Annotated in this window: 15 protein-coding genes and 1 pseudogene; 6 read left to right on the top strand and 10 right to left on the bottom strand. The window is 36.4% G+C overall.

The features are described from left to right. Window positions 1-6: 6 nt before the first annotated feature. The 5 genes and pseudogenes from glgA to ABN212_RS08835 all read right to left on the bottom strand — a co-directional run bounded on the left by glgA (window position 7) and on the right by ABN212_RS08835 (window position 8308). Window positions 7-1440: a glycogen synthase GlgA gene (gene glgA / locus ABN212_RS08815; RefSeq protein ID WP_349443123.1), complete on the bottom strand. Its 1434-nt coding sequence runs from the start codon at window positions 1438-1440 to the stop codon at window positions 7-9. Continuing rightward, on the bottom strand, window positions 1437-2786 hold the full coding sequence (glgC, locus tag ABN212_RS08820; RefSeq protein WP_198625637.1) for a glucose-1-phosphate adenylyltransferase: 1350 nt from the start codon (window positions 2784-2786) through the stop codon (window positions 1437-1439). The genes glgA and glgC overlap by 4 nt, the downstream gene beginning before the upstream one ends. 21 nt (window positions 2787-2807) lie before the next feature. Then, on the bottom strand, window positions 2808-4877 hold the full coding sequence (gene glgX, locus ABN212_RS08825; RefSeq protein WP_349443124.1) for a glycogen debranching protein GlgX: 2070 nt from the start codon (window positions 4875-4877) through the stop codon (window positions 2808-2810). Between the two features lies 1 nt (window position 4878). Continuing rightward, window positions 4879-7062 (bottom strand): annotated as a pseudogene (gene glgB, locus ABN212_RS08830) (1,4-alpha-glucan branching protein GlgB). A gap of 364 nt (window positions 7063-7426) precedes the next feature. Next, window positions 7427-8308 (bottom strand): LysR substrate-binding domain-containing protein, encoded by an 882-nt coding sequence (locus ABN212_RS08835; protein WP_102086704.1) that lies wholly within the window; start codon window positions 8306-8308, stop codon window positions 7427-7429. Between the two features lie 143 nt (window positions 8309-8451). Here ABN212_RS08835 and ABN212_RS08840 point away from each other — a divergent pair, with 143 nt between their 5' ends. Next, window positions 8452-9177, top strand: a complete 726-nt coding sequence (locus ABN212_RS08840; protein ID WP_232806242.1) for a sulfite exporter TauE/SafE family protein — start codon at window positions 8452-8454, stop codon at window positions 9175-9177. 124 nt (window positions 9178-9301) lie between these two features. Next, entirely contained in the window at window positions 9302-9901 is a 600-nt protein-coding gene (locus tag ABN212_RS08845; RefSeq protein WP_102086707.1) for a sugar O-acetyltransferase, read from the top strand. Between the two features lie 53 nt (window positions 9902-9954). Here ABN212_RS08845 and ABN212_RS08850 read toward each other — a convergent pair whose 3' ends face one another. Further along, window positions 9955-10722 carry a GNAT family N-acetyltransferase gene (locus tag ABN212_RS08850; RefSeq protein ID WP_349443125.1) on the bottom strand — a complete coding sequence of 256 codons (768 nt, stop codon included), beginning with the start codon at window positions 10720-10722 and terminating at the stop codon, window positions 9955-9957. Window positions 10723-10731: 9 nt separating this feature from the next. Continuing rightward, window positions 10732-11085 (bottom strand): FAD-binding oxidoreductase, encoded by a 354-nt coding sequence (locus ABN212_RS08855; protein WP_102086709.1) that lies wholly within the window; start codon window positions 11083-11085, stop codon window positions 10732-10734. A 533-nt stretch (window positions 11086-11618) separates the two neighbouring features. Between ABN212_RS08855 and leuE the strand changes: the two genes are divergently transcribed. After that, complete coding sequence (leuE, locus tag ABN212_RS08860) at window positions 11619-12266, top strand: leucine efflux protein LeuE (protein WP_102086710.1); 648 nt, start codon at window positions 11619-11621, stop codon at window positions 12264-12266. 73 nt (window positions 12267-12339) lie between these two features. Here leuE and ABN212_RS08865 read toward each other — a convergent pair whose 3' ends face one another. Then, window positions 12340-13362 (bottom strand): methyltransferase, encoded by a 1023-nt coding sequence (locus ABN212_RS08865; protein ID WP_232797449.1) that lies wholly within the window; start codon window positions 13360-13362, stop codon window positions 12340-12342. 319 nt (window positions 13363-13681) lie between these two features. Between ABN212_RS08865 and ABN212_RS08870 the strand changes: the two genes are divergently transcribed. From ABN212_RS08870 to yqfB, 3 genes are all read left to right on the top strand, one after another. Beyond that, window positions 13682-14290, top strand: a complete 609-nt coding sequence (locus tag ABN212_RS08870; protein WP_349443126.1) for a DNA-3-methyladenine glycosylase family protein — start codon at window positions 13682-13684, stop codon at window positions 14288-14290. Window positions 14291-14367: 77 nt separating this feature from the next. Continuing rightward, window positions 14368-15216 carry a bifunctional DNA-binding transcriptional regulator/O6-methylguanine-DNA methyltransferase Ada gene (ada, locus tag ABN212_RS08875; RefSeq protein WP_349443127.1) on the top strand — a complete coding sequence of 283 codons (849 nt, stop codon included), beginning with the start codon at window positions 14368-14370 and terminating at the stop codon, window positions 15214-15216. Window positions 15217-15277: 61 nt separating this feature from the next. Then, window positions 15278-15598: a N(4)-acetylcytidine aminohydrolase gene (gene yqfB, locus ABN212_RS08880; RefSeq protein ID WP_102086714.1), complete on the top strand. Its 321-nt coding sequence runs from the start codon at window positions 15278-15280 to the stop codon at window positions 15596-15598. 59 nt (window positions 15599-15657) lie between these two features. Here yqfB and ABN212_RS08885 read toward each other — a convergent pair whose 3' ends face one another. Together ABN212_RS08885 and ABN212_RS08890 are read right to left on the bottom strand one after the other, a co-directional pair. Then, window positions 15658-17409 (bottom strand): ABC-F family ATP-binding cassette domain-containing protein, encoded by a 1752-nt coding sequence (locus ABN212_RS08885; RefSeq protein WP_349443128.1) that lies wholly within the window; start codon window positions 17407-17409, stop codon window positions 15658-15660. Between the two features lie 380 nt (window positions 17410-17789). Next, window positions 17790-18965, bottom strand: coding sequence for an MFS transporter (locus ABN212_RS08890; RefSeq protein WP_349443129.1), 1176 nt, complete (start codon window positions 18963-18965; stop codon window positions 17790-17792). Window positions 18966-18973 lie beyond the last annotated feature (8 nt).

Here is an 18973-nt window from a genome sequence, read left to right on the forward strand (position 1 = left end):
TCATGTCTATAAATTTTGATACAGTGTCGCATACGTTTTTGCCGCGGTTTCCCAACTAAAAATAGTTTGATTCATGCCATCAGTTTGAGCTTGTTGCCACTGTTTAGGCATACCCCATAAGGTAAAGGCTCGGTTTATAGCTTGACGCAGAGAGTCAGGAGTCGCTTCATAGAAAACAAAACCAGTCGCTTGGTGATGCGCTAAATTTTCTAATGAACAATCATTAATCGTATCGGCTAATCCACCTGTGTGTCTTACTAAAGGTAGGGCTCCATATTTCAAGCCATATAACTGAGTTAACCCACAAGGTTCAAAACGACTAGGCACCATAATCACATCAGCACCTGCGACAACTTGGTGTGAAAAACTCTCGTCATAGCCAATATGTACCGCTACATTTTGCGGATACTGTTGTTGTGCATGTAAAAATGCCGCTTCAAGGTGACTATCGCCAGTACCTAATAAAATAAACTGACCGCCTTGTTCAACGATATCAGGGAGCGTTTCAATCACTAAATCGAGCCCTTTTTGCGAAGTTAAACGACTGACAGCTGCAAAAAGAGGGGCGCTATTGTTAACAGGTAAACCACATTTTTTCTGTAATGCGGTTTTATTTTCTAAACGCTTATTCAGGTTTTTAACATCGTAACGACGCGTAATTAAGCCGTCTGTTGCAGGATCCCAAACGGCCTCATCAATACCATTTAAGATGCCACTTAATCGCTGTTCATAAGCGCGTTGGCGTAATAATCCCTCTAAACCGTAACCAAACTCGTGAGTGGTTATCTCTTTGGCATAAGTGGGGCTGACTGTCGTAATATGGTTAGCATAAAAAAGACCTGCTTTTAGGAATGAAATTTGCCCGTAATATTCCAGCCCATTAATTGAAAAACTGTAATCAGGTAATTCAAGCTGATGCAGATGATAGGGTGAAAACTCGCCTTTATAAGCCAGATTATGAACAGTAAAAACAGATTTTGCGGAGTAATGTTTAACCGCGAGATAAGCACAAGCTAGTCCTGCATGCCAATCATGAGCATGAACAACATCCGCTCGCCATAAGGGATCTAATCCCGCTGATAGCTCACTTGCCACCCAACCTAACAGGGCAAAACGAAAAACATTATCACCATAAGGATGTTGATGTTGATCGTGATAAGGACTACCTGTACGTTGATAAAGATGAGGTGCATCAATAAGATAAATATCAACACCGTGGTATTGTCCGTAAAGCAGAGAAACATTACCTGCAAACGTATCGATATTAGTCACTAATTTGAGATCGGGAATATTATCTTTGATAGCAGGAAACGCGGGAATAACCACCCGCGCATCTAAGCCTATTTTTTTCTGAGCTAAAGGCAAAGAGCCCATAACATCAGCTAATCCCCCTGTTTTTAGCAGAGGGAATAATTCAGAACAACAGTGAAGGACATTCACGAAAATGCCTCCTCATTTTGAGGTTTTTGTTCTGCACTTGTTTCAGTTGGATTTTCTTTTTCTTTACGTGCTAGTTGCTCAAGCATTTCTCTTGTTACAAGCACGATGCCTTCTTCAGTGCGGTGGAAACGCGCAGCATCTTCTTCTGCATTCATCCCAATCACTGTGCCTTCTGGAATTGTACAGCTACGTTCAATAATGCAGCGTTTTAAGTAGCAATGATGGCTCACCGTCACATCAGGTAAAATCACAGAATCTTCAATATGGCAGAAAGATTCAACACGAACTAATGGGAATAGAATAGATGAATAGAGCGTTGAACCATTGATAATACAGCCGTCAGCAATCAGCGAGTTCATCATTTGTCCATGTTCACCATGATTATCTTGAACAAACTTGGCTGGTGGTAAAGGTGTCATAAAGGTGCGGATTGGCCAATCTTTCGCATACATATCAAGCTCTGGTGTTACAGAGGCTAAGTCGAGGTTAGCTGCCCAATATGCTTCAATAGTACCTACATCGCGCCAGTATGGTGGTACTGAAGGATCTGAGCTGACACAAGAGAGTTCAAATGGGTGGGCAAGAACATCTCCACGTTCTGTGATCTTAGGAATGATATCTTGGCCAAAGTCATGATGTGAATTTGGATCGCTGCTATCTTCTTCCAATAAATCAAAGAGATAATCTCTATCTACCACATAAATACCCATACTTGCTAATGAGTGTTCTGGATCATCAGGAATACAAGGTGGGTTTGATGGTTTTTCTAAGAAATTGAGCACTCTACGATTTTCATCGATATCCATAATACCAAATTGGAATGCATCGTCTTTAGGAACACGAATACAAGCTACGGTGAATTTTGATTTGTTTTCAACGTGATCAAGTAATAAACGCGCATAGTTCATTTTATAAATATGGTCGCCAGCTAAAATCACGACATATTTTGCTTTGTAACTACGAAGAATATCGAGGTTTTGATAGATAGCATCAGCTGTACCCATATACCAATGTTCGGTATTACGACGTTGCTGAGCGGGTAATAAATCAACGAACTCATTCATATCTTCGTTAAAGAATGACCAACCACGTTGAATATGTTGAACCAAAGAGTGCGATTGATATTGGGTGATTACACCAATACGACGAATTCCTGAGTTAAGACAGTTTGATAGCGTAAAGTCAATAATTCGAAATTTCCCACCAAAGAAAACCGCCGGTTTTGCACGTTTTGAAGTCAATGCTTTTAAGCGTGTACCACGACCTCCCGCTAAAACGAGTGCAATTGCCTCTTTAGGAAGTTGTTGTGCCAACATTAATTTTTGGCCTTGTTCTGTTGTCATCATAGTTATAGCACTCCAATCAAATTACTTAACTTGGGAGGAAATAATGGGTAATTTTTCAGTAGAAGACTGAGTATAAAAAACGCTATTTCGCCAAAGGGTGATACTGTTAGGTTGTATTTCACAATGCTGAGATTGTGTCGGGTGACAATCAGGCCAGCTAACTGTATCAAGCAAGCAAGACCAAGACCCTTCAGGTAAAGAAAAAACAGCGCTGTTTCTTAATGGGTTAAACATTAAGATCCATTGTTGCGCTAAAAGAAGTTGTAATGGTGAGGGTGGAAGTTGTTGCCATTCTTCATGACTCATAGGTTGAGCATTCTGATTTAACCAAACCACGTTTTGGCTATCTTCTTCCCACCACTTAAGCGAACTTAAAGGTGTAATTTGGTGACGTAATTCAATAAGGTGGCGAATGTAATCAGTTAAATCATAAGGTTGTTGAAACCATTTGATCCAATTGACTTTATTATCCTGACAATAAGCGTTGTTATTACCATATTGCGTATTACCCACTTCATCACCGGCGAGTAAATGAGGTGTTCCTCTAGAAAGCAGTAAGGTTGCAAGCATATTCCGAGTTGCAAGCAATCTGTGTTGACTTATTTTTTCGTTGACTATCAAACCTTCTTCACCAAAATTCACACTGTAATTGGTGTTATGTCCATCTAGGTTTGATTCTCCATTCTCCTCGTTATGTTTATTCTGATAACTCACTAAATCCCGTAGTGTAAAGCCGTCGTGGCTTGTTATCATATTGACGCTAGAATAGGGAGGCCTGCCATTTTTGTGATACAGCTTTGCAGAGCCCGTAATATTGTCTGCAAATGTCGCAATAGCCACATCACGCCATAACCAAAAACGACGAATAACATCGCGATAGCCATCATTCCATTCTGTAAATGGAACAGGGAAATTACCGACTTGATAACCATCAGAGCCTAAGTCCCAAGGCTCTGCGATAAGTTTGATACGTGACAGCAGCGGATCTTGTCGTATCGCTGTCAGTAGTGGTGATTGAGTATCAAAATAAGGAACTCGACCAAGACTTGTCGCTAAATCAAAACGAAAACCATCGATATGAAATTCTGTCACCCAATAACGCAGGCAATCCATAACCCACTGCACTGTTTCAGGGCGACTTAAATTTAGAGTATTGCCACAGCCAGTCCAATTTTGTGCTTTGTTTTCGTCGTTTAGCCAATAATAGCTTTGATTATCAATACCGCGCTGCGAAACAATATAACCTTCATATTGATCACTTAATTCTGCTGTGTGGTTGAATACCACATCTAAAATCACTTCAATATTGGCTTTGTGTAAACACCTTACTGCTTCTCGGAATTCATCCATAATATTCCGACCTGTGTTGGAATAATATTGTGTCGATAAGGCAAAGGGCGCTAATACGTTATAACCCCAATAATTTTTTAATCCGATTTTATGAAGATGTGGCTCTGTTAAATGGTATTGAACGGGTAACAGTTCTAATGCTGTAATACCTAATTTTTGCAAATGCGCAATAAAGGCAGGATGCCCTAATGCTGCATAAGTGCCCGCAATTTTCTCGGGTATTTCAGGATGAAGCTTTGTCAGCCCTTTTACATGTCCTTCGTAAATAATGGTTTCTGACCACGGCGTATTTAAACGCTGATACGTGCCTTTTTCTTTATAAGAATGGCAAAAACAACCACTATCATCTGTGATAACTGCTTTAGGTGTAATCGCACTATCATCATGCTCTAATGCATTAAAAACAGGGGAGGTGTAAGGCAATGTATTATCAACAATACCTGTCACCTGTTTTGCATAGGGATCTAATAATAGTTGCTGAGGTTGATAGAACAATCCTTGCTCTGGGTTCCATTCGCCTTCTACACGATAACCATAATGTAAACCTGGCCCTGCACCAGGCAAATATCCATGCCAAATTGCGCCCGTTTTACCTGGTAATGGGTAGCGGATCTCTTTGCCTGCTTTATCAAACAGGCAAAGAATGACTTTAGTGGCATTTTCACTAAAGAGTGTAAAGTTTACTCCATAGCCATCATAATGACTGCCCATAGGAAAAGGGCGACCATAATCTAAAGACATATTAATCCTTCAATCTTAAATACAGCGTCGCAAGCGGAGGCAGTGACAATGACAAGGAGTGAGGCTTGCCATTAAATGTACTTGCGGTTGCTTCTATTTCACCTAAATTTCCTACATTACTGCCGTTATAAAACTCAGAATCACTGTTAAGAATTTCCTGATAAGTACCTGCTTTATTTACGCCGACAACGTAATTGTGATGAACAACAGGCGTGAAATTACTGATAATAATAATTTCATTGCCTTGCGCATCTTTACGGCAAAAAGCAAAGACAGAGTTATCGTGATCATCAACGGTAAGCCATTCAAAGCCTTCGCGTTCAAAATCACATTCATAAAGCGGAGCATTAGCTTGATAGGAAAGATTTAAATCACGTACAAAGTGTTGAACACCTTGATGTGGGCTATTTGGTTCTTCGAGAAGATGCCAATCTAAGCTGCTGTCGTGGTTCCATTCACGCCATTGTGCAAACTCACATCCCATAAATAGCAGTTTTTTGCCGGGATAAGCCCACATAAAACCGAGATATGCACGTAAATTGGCAAATTTTTGCCAATCATCGCCCACCATGCGGCCAATCAACGAACCTTTACCATGCACAAATTCATCATGAGAAAGAGGCAGAACAAAGTTTTCGTTATAGGCATAGAGCATGCCAAAGGTCATTTGATTGTGGTGAAATTTACGGTAGATAGGATCACGTTGCATATAAGCTAACGTGTCATGCATCCAACCCATATTCCATTTGTAATTAAAACCTAAGCCACCATCATCAGGCGGTAAGGTAACACCCGGGAAATCAGTAGATTCTTCTGCAATTGTGACAGTACCTGGGCAAGTTGTGCCCAGTAATTTATTGGTATGACGAATAAAATCAATGGCTTCTAAATTCTCACGTCCACCGTGTTTATTGGGTATCCATTCGCCTTCTTTTCGGCTGTAATCACGATAAAGCATGGAGGCAACAGCATCGAAACGGAAACCATCTAGTGCAAAATGCTCATGCCAATACAATAAATTACCAGAAAGGTAATTCAGCACTTCATTGCGCCCATAGTTATAAATTAAAGTATTCCAATCGGGATGAAAGCCTTCACGTCTATCCGCATATTCATAGAGTGATGTGCCATCAAAATTACGTAAACCGTAATCATCTTCAGGGAAATGACCAGGAACCCAATCTAAAATAACGTTAATTTCTGCTTGATGTGCTGCTTCAATAAAGTCACGGAAATCCATTGGGGAGCCAAAGCGACGAGTTGGTGAATATAACCCTAATGGTTGATATCCCCATGAGCCATCAAAAGGATGCTCATTAATAGGGAGCAACTCAATATGAGTAAAACCCATTTCTTTAACATATGGAATTAACTGTTCAGCTAATTCGCGATAGCTTAACCAGCTTTGATCGTCAGTATGTCTACGCCATGAACCTAAATGAACTTCATAAATAGACATAGGTGCATTACGCTGATTCGCTTGCTGACGCGATAATGGCATTGGTTTGATTGGTGGTAATGTATTGATAATTTATGCGGTTTCAGGGCGTATTTGTGTTTCAAAAGCATAAGGATCGGCTTTTAATCGACGTTCACCATTCGCATCAAGAATAGAATATTTATAACAATCACCTAGATGAGCTTGTGGAAGGAAGAGCTCCCATATTCCACTTTCACGGCGTAATCGCATTGGAAAACGACGTTCATCCCAGAATGAGAAATCGCCTACAACACTTACGCTTTTTGCGTTGGGCGCCCATACAGCAAAAGTAATACCATCGATATCACCCAGTTTTGCAGGGTGTGCGCCTAAACATTGGTAAGGGCGGGAGTGATGGCCTTGCGCTAAAAACCAAATATCCATTTCTTGCAATAAAATGCCAAATTGATAGGGATCATCAACGACACCTTGTGCATTTTCCCACGTTACATCTAAACAGTAACTAAAACGGCGTTTACGTCGGGGGATAGCACCACAGAAAAAACCACTAGGGTGTTTACGCTCTAGTGTTGCTACTTTTCGGCCATTTTTTCTATCGATGACACTGACTGCAACTGCATCTGGTAAAAAAGCACGAACCTCTAAACCTGCCGATGTTTCATGCATACCAAGAAGTGCAAAAGGATCAGATTCATACCCATTAATTAGTTTTTCTATTGCTTTTTTTGTCACAGCTACAGACATCTTATCGTCCTTCGTTGCTAGCAAATAAATTAATAAATTTTATATATAAATATCAGCATAGAACGTTAATTTAAGTTAAACAATAAGTGTTTATAACAGATTATTTAAAATCAAAATAATTTAAATAAGTTAATTTACTTATTTCTTTAGCTTAATGTATTGAGTTTAAATAAATTTAATAATATGACAGAGAAAGATCGCGAATTATAAAAACAGCACGATTAGCGTTTTTACCTATTCACAAAAAGAAGATAAACATTAGATGTTTTTAATAAAATGGCTGTAAATTAGTTGTAAAAAGTATAATGCATAGGATTCAAATCGCTATTTCTATGAAAAAAAATTACTTATTCCATTAGTGAAATTAACTTTTTTGTTGGGTGAGCCATTGTTCAAAATCAAGATGTGTTTTGGTTTTTTGTACACCCAATGGTGTTAAAGCGTAGTAGCTTATCGGTACAATTTGGATATTTGGAAATAACACTTTTAAAGTACCGCTATTTATTTCATTCGACAAAATCGAAACAGGGCCAATACCGAGGCCTAATCCTTCAATAATGGCTTGAAGAGAAATATGAAAGTGATCAAAGCGATAGTGACGTGAGAATGAACGCTGAGTATTAAGATGAGTCGCCATTAACCATTGTTGCCAATGACCAGGGCGGGTAAGTGTATCAATAACGGGGCAGTCAAAAACATCTTCAAATCTAGTGACGTTGTAACGTTTTAAGAATTTTTCAGAAGCAATTAAACAATGTTTATCCTCTAAAAAAACAACGGATGAATACTCTTGTTGCTGAGGTTGAGGGCGAATAATCAGATCATCATGACTAATCAAATGAAATCGCTCGCTATTTGCAGAAGCAACTTGGATATTTGCATTAGGATATTGAAGATAAAAATCCTCCATTCGCGGAATAAGCCATTTTAAACAAAGTGTTGTAGGAACACTGATATTTAAAATATCGTTTTTTCCACCATTACCATAACGAAAACCAATATCATTTAATTTATCAAAAACGTCACTTAATTCTTGCGCTAGCGTCAATGCATAAGGAGTGGGTACGCGGCGTAAACCTTGTTTATTGAATAAGGTGACACCAAACCATTTTTCTATAACTTGGATATGACGACTGATCGCACCATGAGTGACACATAATGTCTGTGCGGCTTCAGTATAACTTTGGCTATGGCAAGCGACTAAGAAAGCACGCAATGAAGGTAATGGAGGAAGGTTTCTCATCATAATTTTCTCATTATAGTTTATTCATCATAAATAAAGCGGCTTTCTGATTAAAACTCACAATACCGTGACATTTTATCACAGGTAAAAATAAAGAAGACGGGTATGATACAACGTCTTTAACTTATTGAACTTAAAGGATGATAATGAGTTTTATCGCGGTTATTTTATTGGCAGTATTGTCTGGTGTAATCAGTGGCGTTGTAGGAACGGGCTCTTCTATTTTATTAATTCCCGCTTTGACTTATGTATTTGGTGCTAAGGAAGCTGTACCGATTATGGCATTAGCGTCAGTGATGGGAAATTTATCACGTATTTATTTATGGCGTCACAGTATTCGCTTTAAACCACTATTTTATTATCTATTACCCAGTATTCCAGCCGTTATTCTTGGTGCTAATACATTATGGATAATGTCTGAAAAATGGCTAAATATTGGTATGGGAATATTTTTTATATTGATGATCCCCGTGATCCACTTATTACGCAAACATCAAATCAAAATGAAAACTTACCAAGTTATTATTGCGGGTGCAGTTATCGGCTATTTAACAGGGATTGTGTTTTCTACAGGACCATTAACTATTCCAATATTCTCTGCATATGGTCTGACATTAGGGCCATTACTTGCAACTGAAGCAGCTGCCTCATTTGTTATTTATCTCACTAAAGCCCTGACATTTAGCCAACTAGGTGCAGTTAATAGCTTTATCTTTATTAGTGGAGTGTTAGTAGGTTGTGGCTTAACCGTAGGAAATTACTTTGGTAAAAAACTGGTATTAAAACTGACACCAAAACTTTTTCAATGGCTATTAGATGCCATGCTAATTTTTGCTGGTGGCTCACTGCTATTTAATGGCATTTATTCTTAATAAAATGTAAGCCGCACTTAATGGACTTAAAAAACACCGCTAATTTAAGTCAATTAACGCTAGAATAAGAAAATCAATATTGACGTTTATCTAAACTGTTTTATTTCAAATTCGGAGTATCACAATGACAGAATACGAAAAAATGGTATCAGGTCATCTTTATCATGCTAGTAAAGATGATAGTTTAGAACCACTTAGAGTAAAAGCGCGTGAAATTATTTATGATTTTAATATGACGCGTCCTTCTGACGTTGAAAAGAGAAAGACATATTTAAAACAGCTTTTAGGAAAAACGGGCAATAATTTTACTATTGAGCCACCATTTCATTGTGACTATGGTCAGTTAATTGAAATTGGTGAATCATTTTACGCTAATTTTAATCTAACGATATTAGATTGTGCTCCAGTAAAAATTGGACACAATGTGATGTGTGCGCCAAATGTCAGTATTTTAACTGCAACTCATCCGATTGATCCTGAAATACGCAACAGTGAATTAGAATATGCATTACCGATTACTATCGGTAATTCAGTATGGTTAGGTGCAGGGTGTATTATCTTACCTGGTGTGACTATTGGTGATAATTGCGTTATAGGTGCCGGCAGTGTAGTCACAAAATCTATTCCAGCTAATTGCGTTGCTGTTGGAAATCCTTGTCGAGTGATAAGACAAATTAGCGATAAAGATAAACAAGATGCTGAGAAAAAGCTTAGTCTTTATTAATATTTAAAAAATAGGCTCAACAAACATGATTGAGCCTATTCATATAGCTACTTTTATTCTTTAATAAAACTAAGATAGTTAAAGAGCGATTTAAAACCAAACTTACGGTATAGCGCTAAACCATCTGCTGATGCATCTAAGAAGCAACGTTCAACGCCTTGCTCACGGCAAAACTCTAAAACATGCTTAATCAAATGTGTCGCATAACCATTACCTTGATAGGCAATATCTGTCCCAATATCATCAAAACGCGCTAATTTATCGTGTATTGTTAACGTTAATGAAGAGACTGGCTGACCATCAACTAATAACGCGTAATGGAAAATAGCAGCGCCATTATCTAATGCTTTCTGATGATAGCGAATATATTCATTAACAATCGTATCATCACTATCATCTCCTACTGGAAACGCCGTTTTTAATGGGTGTGCCCACTGTTCAAGGTTGTGATTGGTTAAAATAATATCACAAGGATTATTTCTATAAGATGGGAATACCGCTTCCGATAATGTTAAATACATTGCGGTTGTCATACCATCACCGGTATAACCTGCATTTTTTATTATTTCTTCAAACTCAGGCAACAATGACTCGGGTAATACCAAAATATGATTTTTTTTCTGCGAAGTAAAAAGGGTGCTGGCTTGCTGGAATGAACTTTCTGTTGCGCCTTGGCGCAAATAAATAAAGTTAAAAATGGCAGCATCCATTGGTGTCATAAAGCAGTGAGTATGATCACCAATACGAATATTATTTTCACAAATTTCTGACCAAAAGGTTTTTTCTACTATTTTAAATTCTTTATACAGTTGTGCATCCATAATGGTTCTCTAGCTGAATCGTGATACGCGATAAGGCGTTAATAGAGGTTCCGCTTTTTCGTAAATAAGTTCTTGTGCAACTAATTCACATAATAAAGGTGACAGTGTCACGGCGGCGTGCATAGTAACAAGATATAATCTCTGATAAGGAGATATTTCTCCAATAATTGGCATTTCATCTTTAGGCATAGGCCTTTCACCGACAGCAATCTGTTTTATTGTTAGTTTACCTGTTTGTGTAAAATTATCATAAAAAGTCGCTTGTGCTTGGCATGCAATACGCTCAGGGTGATGTACATCACTATTATCAATGTAATCTTCAGCTGCAATAGTCTCATTTTGAGCAAAATGGCGTAACTCCATCTCTGGTGTGAAGATAAATGCAAGATAAAGGTAAAAATGAAAAACAACTTAGAGTAATGGTTTTGGTAAATATAATCTTTTTTATTCCCTCGCTTTTCGTGCTAATTAACTCACCGAATATCAATAAAAACACTTATTTTTCATAAAATTAATGAGTAAGGCTGTTTTAATGTTAAAAATAAAATATCGCCTAAGATCACAAAAAGAATAATGCACCATAACATAAAACAAACAATAGGGTATTGCATCTGAATTTAATTCACTATGCAGTTTATAATTCCATACATGTGACTTTAATTAGATACTAATTCTGTATAAATTTTAATTTCAGCATCATACTATAACACACATTTAAATTGGTTTTTTAATCCAAAATTAATTGTAAAAAAAGACTTATAAACTGCTTTTTACATACAAAAGCAGAGTAACTAACTTATCTTTAGATGGTATAAAGATTATTGTTTTACAAAAAAAATATTGTAGATATGATAGCTCACATATTCAGCATGTTATTTTTTAAAAAAAGGCGTCGTATGTTAGAAAGTATCGGTATTTCAAATATTTGGACATACCTTTTAGGCGTTATTTTTATTACTTTAGTACCAGGTCCAAACTCGATTTTCGTCCTTACTTCCAGTGCGAAGCATGGCGTAAAAGGGGGGTATAAAGCCGCTCTTGGTGTTTTTACGGGTGATGCATTATTAATCTTTTTGGCATTTTTGGGGGTTGCTTCATTAGTCAAGACTTCACCCGTCTTCTTTATTGTCATTAAATATGCTGGTGCACTTTATTTAACCTATTTAGGGTTAAAAACGTTATATGCAACGTTCCAAAAGAAAAAAGAGACGCCAGAGCAAGTGTCTGAAGTAACTGTAAAAACAAAAGATGGTCTTTATGTTAAGGCGTTATTTTTGAGTATGCTTAACCCAAAAATGATCATTTTTTATGTTTCTTTCTTTATTCAGTTTATCGATCCTAAGTATGAAAATGCGGGTGTTCCATTCTTTGTATTAGGTGCGATTTTAGAAACATGCAGTATGCTTTATTTATCAGTTCTTATATTTGGCGGTGTTGCTATTACTAATAAAGTAAAACATAACAAACGGTTAGCTTCATTATCAAATAGTTGTATTGGTGCAGTGTTCTTACTTTTTGGTGCCAAGCTGGCGTTAACTGCATAATCTTTTTTTAACTTAAAAAGCCACTTTTGAAAGTGGCTTTTTTTTGCTACAAATAAATGGCTATTTCAATAGATTATTTAATAACAACTTCTAGTATTGAGTTATATGTTCCTGTTTTAATCACTTTATTGATTTTCAAATCTGCTTGATCTAGTAAAGCAATAAATTCATCTTCTGTACGTTCACCTGATTCAGGAAATGCAGACATGCATAGAAGATCCATATATTTAGCCATATCAGGTACATTCTTTTTAAAAATAACCGGTTCAATAATAAGTATTTTTGAATTAGGCTTCATTGCGTTACGGAAGTTTTTAAAAAATTTAATGACGCTTTCATCATCCCAATCATGAATAATATATTTTATTAAATAAATATCAGATTCTGGATACTCTCCAAATAAATCACCTGATATTAATTTCCAGCGACTATCGTCATTTAATTCAGTCAATAACGTTCTTTCCAACACATGTGGCCTATCAAATAATTGTCCCTTCAGAGTCGGATTTTCTTTTAATACGTTTAATAACAGCCCACCCAATCCGCCAGCAATATCTGTGATAGTTATATCTTCAGGAAATTCGTAATGCTTAATAATAAAATAATTTTCTATCTTTGAAAGTGAGTTCATACCTGCTTGAAAATCATGATCATCTCTTACATTATCTTGCCAATATTGATAAAAAGGCATGCCATATAAGTTTTCAAAAGCGGGGTTGCCCTGAACTGACTCAATAACATCACCTACTGGGCGCCATAGCGTTTCATTTGTTAACATTAATACGGCATCACGCAAGCTATATTCATGGTCGCTTAATAAAAAGTATCCCGCAGGAGCAAGAGAATAGCGAGATCCTTCTGACTCAGAGAATATACCTTCAGAAGCTAACATTCTTAATATTCTATTTAAAACAACAGGGATAGAGTTTGTTTTTTCTGCAAGTTCATTAATATTCTTAGAACCTTCTTTTAATAAATCTGCGATATTTAATTTAGCAGCAACTCTTAATGCGGCAGGAATAGTAAAGCTTATTGCTTTTTTCATTACTGCCAGCGCATCAGCTTTGTTTTGTAAATTGAGTGCATAATTTTTCATATTAAATCCTGAAATTACAGAATAACTAAGAATTGACCTAAGTAAAAATTCAAAAAATCAAATAAAGTATAGACGGTAATTTAAATTTTATATTTTTTTATAACTTTTAATATGAAACTATAGTTTTTAAATGTGATGATATTTTTGATTGACTAACTTCTTCTAAAAAAACAATTAAACTCTTTTGCCAAATATTATCTTCTTTGTCTACGATAAAAGGTAGAAGGTTCAATTCAAAAAAAAGCAAGAAATAGAGTGCGTAATACACTTATCTTCACGTTATACTGACATAAATATTTTATTTAAATTAAGTTAAATTATGCACTTTCAGTATGGCGAAACAGAAATAAACACATTAAAAAAACGTGATAAGCGCTTAGCCAAACTCATTGAAAGAATAGGAGAAATTAAACGTCCATTAACACCTGATTTATTTACAGCATTAGTTAAAAACATTATTGAACAACAAATTTCGGTTTCTGCTACCATAACCGTTAATCAGCGGTTACTCAATTTATGTGACGGTATTTACACACCAGAACGTATCGCAAAATTATCAGAACAAGAGATACAACAGTGTGGAATGACTATGCGCAAAGCTAGTTATATTATCGGTATTGCTGACGCCGTTATTTCAGAAAGATTAGATTTAAATAAAATTCCTGAGATGACAGATAAAGAGGTTATCGATACTTTAATTCAACTAAAAGGTATAGGGGTTTGGACTGCAGAAATGCTATTAATTTCTTCGCTTAATCGGCCAGATATTTTAAGTTGGGGAGACTTGGCTATTCAACGTGGAATTATGCGTCTATATCGCCATAAAACATTAGATAAAGTACGCTTCGAACGTTACCGAAAACGCTATTCACCTTATGGCTCCACGGCATCGCTTTATCTATGGGCATTATCTAAAGAATCAGAGTGATTGAGCAATAAACGGAGTTCTTTATTCATTATGTTTGTCAATAATAGCCATAATCCCGCATTTAAAGGACTATCATAATGGAAAGTAAACATAATCAACTTATTGAGCGAGCCTGCCGTTTTATTGAAGAAAATAACGGTGACGTGTCGCTTACCTGTATTGCAGAGCATGTTATGGCAAGCCCATATCATTTCCATCGCTTATTTAAATCAACGATGGGGATCACACCAAAAGATTATGCTAATGCTTATCGTCAAAAATTAATAAAAAAAGCGTTAGTTCAAGATGGCAGTATTACAGATGCGATTTATCAATCAGGCTTCAATGCGAATAGCCGTTTCTATGAAAATGCAACAGCGATATTAGGAATGACGCCAACAAATTGGCGTACAGGTGGTAAGAATATTGCTATCTTTTTTGCTATCGCTCAGTGCTCTTTGGGAAGTATCCTTGTGGCGCAAAGTGAAAAGGGGATTTGTGCCATTATGTTGGGGGATGATGCAGAGCTGTTATTAGAAGATTTGCAAAAACAATTCCCTCATGCTGAATTAATTGGTGCCAATGAAGAGTTTGAGCAAGTCATTGCACAAGTCATCGGTTTTATTGAATTACCCAAACAACCCTTATCTTTACCTCTTGATATCCAAGGTACGGTATTTCAGCAAAAAGTTTGGCAGGCATTATTAGATATCCCTTTTGGTAGCACGATGACTTACCAAGAAATCGCCGACAAAATTGGAGCACCTAAGGCATATCGCGCTGTCGCTAATGCTTGTGCAGCTAATAAGCTAGCAGTTGCTATTCCATGTCATCGTGTTATTCGACAAAATGGTGAATTATCTGGTTATCGTTGGGGCATTGAACGTAAGGCTAAGTTGCTTCAGACGGAGGCTTTAAATAATACCCTTGCGGGTAAAAAAGAATAAAAAGTAGTTATTGCATGATAAGATAATCAGTAATTTATCAATAAATTTATGAGTCAATATTATGTCAGCAATACCAACAGAAATTACTTTTTTTGAACGTTTGATCCCTTCCATTCTTGAAGAAAAAAAAGTGATTACTATCAGAGATGAAAGTGAAAGTAATTACAAACCAGGAAGCATTGTTGAATTATTTGCTAATGAACATCGTACTCATTATGGAAAATTGAAAATCATAGCGGTATCTCCTTTACGTTATGATGATATCAATGAGTATCACGCACAACAGGAAGGCATGACACTTCCAGTGTTGAAAGCGCTTATCAAAGATATTTATCCGACAACGAAATCTTTATATCTTATTGAATATCAATTAGTAAGATAAGAATAAATAAAAAAGGATCACAGCGTGATCCTTTTTGCTTAAACAAAATCTTATCTATCTTAAATCAAATTAAGTGCTTGCTTTAGCTGGTTAATCTCTAATTTCCATTGTGCTTGCAAAGCAGGTTTTTGATGGTTAATTTTACGTGCTAAATCGGCCTCTAATTTTTCTTCTAGCTCAATTAACTTAAAGAGTTTTTCATCATCATCATCATCATGTGAAACTAATGGAACTGATGAGATATTCTGCAAATTATTGAGTTTATCCACTAGCAGAGTTTCTGGCATTTCTTCTTCAGCAATAAGCTGATAAATCGCTTCAATATCATGATGTTCTGTTAAAACACCATTATGAATATACCAAAAACGATTACAGCTATTTTCAATCAATTCCCTATCATGGCTAACTAATAAAACACCACCGGGAAATTGACTAATTTGTTCAGATAATGCCTTTTTGCCTTCCATATCAATATGGTTTGTTGGCTCATCCAACATTAATAAAGAATAGTTTGCTAAACTCAGGCCAACAAACAATAAACGCGCTCGTTCACCACCACTTAATGTACTCACTTTCTGCCCGTGGCGCGTATAAACAAAGCCAGCACTAATAAGCGCCATTTTTCTCTGTTCATCCGTTAATGGTGCAAAAGGTTTTAATGCATCAGAAAGGGTATCATTATCAACTAATTGAGCAATTTTTTGATCGTAATAACCCAATTCAACTCGGGGATGCAGCTTTATTGCATTTTGTTCATTTATCTCAACTAAACTAAGTGACCAAATCATTTTTAATAATGATGATTTACCTGTTCCATTAGCCCCAATTATTGCTACTCGATCACCACTTTTTATACGCTGATTTTCAACAGTATATAAAACGGGTGTATTTTCAGCAGGAATAACAGCAAGTTGATTTAATTCGCAGAGCCTATCAGCACGTAATGCCGTACCAGAAAACTGTAATACCCATTGATTTCCAGACGTCACTTCAGTTTGCTCATCTTTTAAACGAACAATATGCTTTTCCATCTGTTTAGCTTTACGAGATAAATTCTCGTTATCATAAACGTGCCCCCATATTGCGAGTTGTTTCGCACTTTGGGCTATTCTATCTATCTCTTTTTGTTGTGCATCATAGCGATGTTGTGCACTGATATCTTGCTCTTCTTGTGCAACTCGAGCTTGAGAGCAGGGTAACCGAAATATAGATAGCGATTTATCACGAATAATCCATGTGCAATTCGTTACGTTGTCTAATAACGTATTATCATGTGAAACTAGAATGAAGCTACCACGCCACTGTTTTAAAAATGTTTCCAACCATAAAATAGTGGGTAAATCGAGGTGGTTACTTGGTTCATCAAGTAATAATAAATCAGGCTCAATAATTAACGCTCTCGCTAATAATAAACGAGTGTGTTGACCACCACTTAATTGCGAAACAAGGAGATCTTTTTCGTGAAGTTTAAATCCCATTTCACTTAGCAATAATTCAGCTCGCCAGCCTTCAGATGATCTGTATTCTTCAGGTAATTTATGAAGTACAGCATCCATTAAAGTCATTGACTGTAATTCAGTGGGTAAGTGTTGTTCTATATACGCCATAACCGTTTGATTAGCGATAGAAATAACACCCGAACTTGGTGATAATTGATGTGAAAGTAATTTTAATAAAGTACTTTTCCCACAACCGTTATAACCAATTAAACCAATCTTCTCACCTTTAATCAGTGCTAAAGAAATATCGTTTAATAATAAACCGTGATTATTATGGAAAGACAGATTTTGTGTAGATAATAATGTGCTCATAGCTTACTCATTCTTTAGGCGTAAAAACGCCTTGGGCAATATCAAGCGATAACCCTGTAAGCTGAGGAGAGGTAATAGTTAACGTCGCTCAGGCAGGTTAACGCAGTAAATTACTGTGAAAGCCTGAGCTGTGGCGATTACCAAAGAAGTGTGAGTATTTAATAAGATCTCACAAAAACATAATTAGCCTCCTTCTCTAAGTTTAAAAGTTAATCGGTAGTGTGATTCTATCAAGATAGAGTTACGACATACAATCTTATAAAAGAGATAAAAGGTGTCATTTTGTGTGAAAACCCGCTATTTAAGCGGGTTTAAGATAATTATGAATAAATAAAGGATCGTTTTATCTACTCTAATTTTCAGGTTTTAACATGGTTGTTCTATTGTGTTGTAACAGGTAAGTACTTTCGTAGTTTTATCGCAATCAATAAAATAATGACGCTAATGACAATACTGATGATATTCGTATTTTGCCAACCGATGAGATAAAAGGCGACACCTCCCGTAATGCTTCCAACTGCACCAAAGAAGAAAATCAGAAAATCATTAGTTCCTTGTACTTTTGCTCGCTCATGAGGTAGGTAAGTATTGGATAATAAATGTGTTGAACTAATCAAATTTAGATTCCACGAAATTCCAACAAGAACAAAGCTGATAAAATAGTGATAAAAACTTATTCCCGTTAAATTAATCACTAATGCGATGATAAGTAAAATAATTGCAGAGAAAAAGAATTTCTTTACACCAAATCGATGGATCAGTTGACCTGTAATAAATGAAGGCGCAAACATTCCCAAAATATGGCATTGAAATACAAAAGCAATGGTGGCAAATTCAAATCCATTTTGCTTCATAGATAGCGGGATCGCAGCCATCATATAAACTAAAATACCATAACCACATGCACTTACTATTGTGACTAGAAATAACAGTGGCTGGCGATAAAGTTGCAAATAACTTCTGGATTTTTCCTTATGTGTTGCTACTAATTTAACTACTTTTTTTAATGGAATTTTCCACAACAGAATAAACGCTAAAATATAAATTACCGTAAGTGAAAGGAAAGGACCAATAAAAGAATAATTAGCAAAGAATTGACGAGTAACAACCGCTAAGGTAGGGCCAATAATAGCAGCAATAATACCGCCACTCATGACTAATCCAATCGCTTTTGCGTGCATATTAGGGGGTGTTTCTTCAATAGCCGCAAATCGATATTGTTGTGCTGTACCAATCGCAACACCCGTAAATAATGTGCCTACCGAAAATAAAATTAAATTTTGATAATATATTCCAGCAATAGCAAATAAAGCACCAATTAAACCGGCAAGATTACCAATAATAAAGCCCGCTTTACGTGAATATTTCATCATAAAGTAGGCCATAGGAATGGTGGCTGAAATAATACCAATATATTGGCTTAATAATGGAACTGTTGAATAAATAGGATCTTTAGCAAGTTGTTCACCAATAACAACGGCGACAGAAAGGACTAATGCATTGCCTGTAATAAAAAGTGCTAAAGAAAATGCCAACCACCAAACTGATTTAGGCATAAAAGGTC

It is taken from the genome of Proteus genomosp. 6, from assembly GCF_040139785.1.
Taxonomy (GTDB): Bacteria; Pseudomonadota; Gammaproteobacteria; order Enterobacterales; family Enterobacteriaceae; genus Proteus.

Coding starts and splice junctions, on each gene's coding strand:
- ada (WP_349443127.1), top strand. CDS start 14,368: ATGGAAAGTAAACATAATCAACTTATTGAGCGAGCCTGCCGTTTTATT.
- glgX (WP_349443124.1), bottom strand. CDS start 4,877: ATGTCTTTAGATTATGGTCGCCCTTTTCCTATGGGCAGTCATTATGAT.
- ABN212_RS08870 (WP_349443126.1), top strand. CDS start 13,682: ATGCACTTTCAGTATGGCGAAACAGAAATAAACACATTAAAAAAACGT.
- ABN212_RS08840 (WP_232806242.1), top strand. CDS start 8,452: ATGAGTTTTATCGCGGTTATTTTATTGGCAGTATTGTCTGGTGTAATC.
- leuE (WP_102086710.1), top strand. CDS start 11,619: ATGTTAGAAAGTATCGGTATTTCAAATATTTGGACATACCTTTTAGGC.
- ABN212_RS08850 (WP_349443125.1), bottom strand. CDS start 10,722: ATGGATGCACAACTGTATAAAGAATTTAAAATAGTAGAAAAAACCTTT.
- glgC (WP_198625637.1), bottom strand. CDS start 2,786: ATGATGACAACAGAACAAGGCCAAAAATTAATGTTGGCACAACAACTT.
- ABN212_RS08855 (WP_102086709.1), bottom strand. CDS start 11,085: ATGGAGTTACGCCATTTTGCTCAAAATGAGACTATTGCAGCTGAAGAT.
- ABN212_RS08865 (WP_232797449.1), bottom strand. CDS start 13,362: ATGAAAAATTATGCACTCAATTTACAAAACAAAGCTGATGCGCTGGCA.
- ABN212_RS08885 (WP_349443128.1), bottom strand. CDS start 17,409: ATGAGCACATTATTATCTACACAAAATCTGTCTTTCCATAATAATCAC.
- yqfB (WP_102086714.1), top strand. CDS start 15,278: ATGTCAGCAATACCAACAGAAATTACTTTTTTTGAACGTTTGATCCCT.
- ABN212_RS08890 (WP_349443129.1), bottom strand. CDS start 18,965: ATGCCTAAATCAGTTTGGTGGTTGGCATTTTCTTTAGCACTTTTTATT.
- ABN212_RS08835 (WP_102086704.1), bottom strand. CDS start 8,308: ATGATGAGAAACCTTCCTCCATTACCTTCATTGCGTGCTTTCTTAGTC.
- ABN212_RS08845 (WP_102086707.1), top strand. CDS start 9,302: ATGACAGAATACGAAAAAATGGTATCAGGTCATCTTTATCATGCTAGT.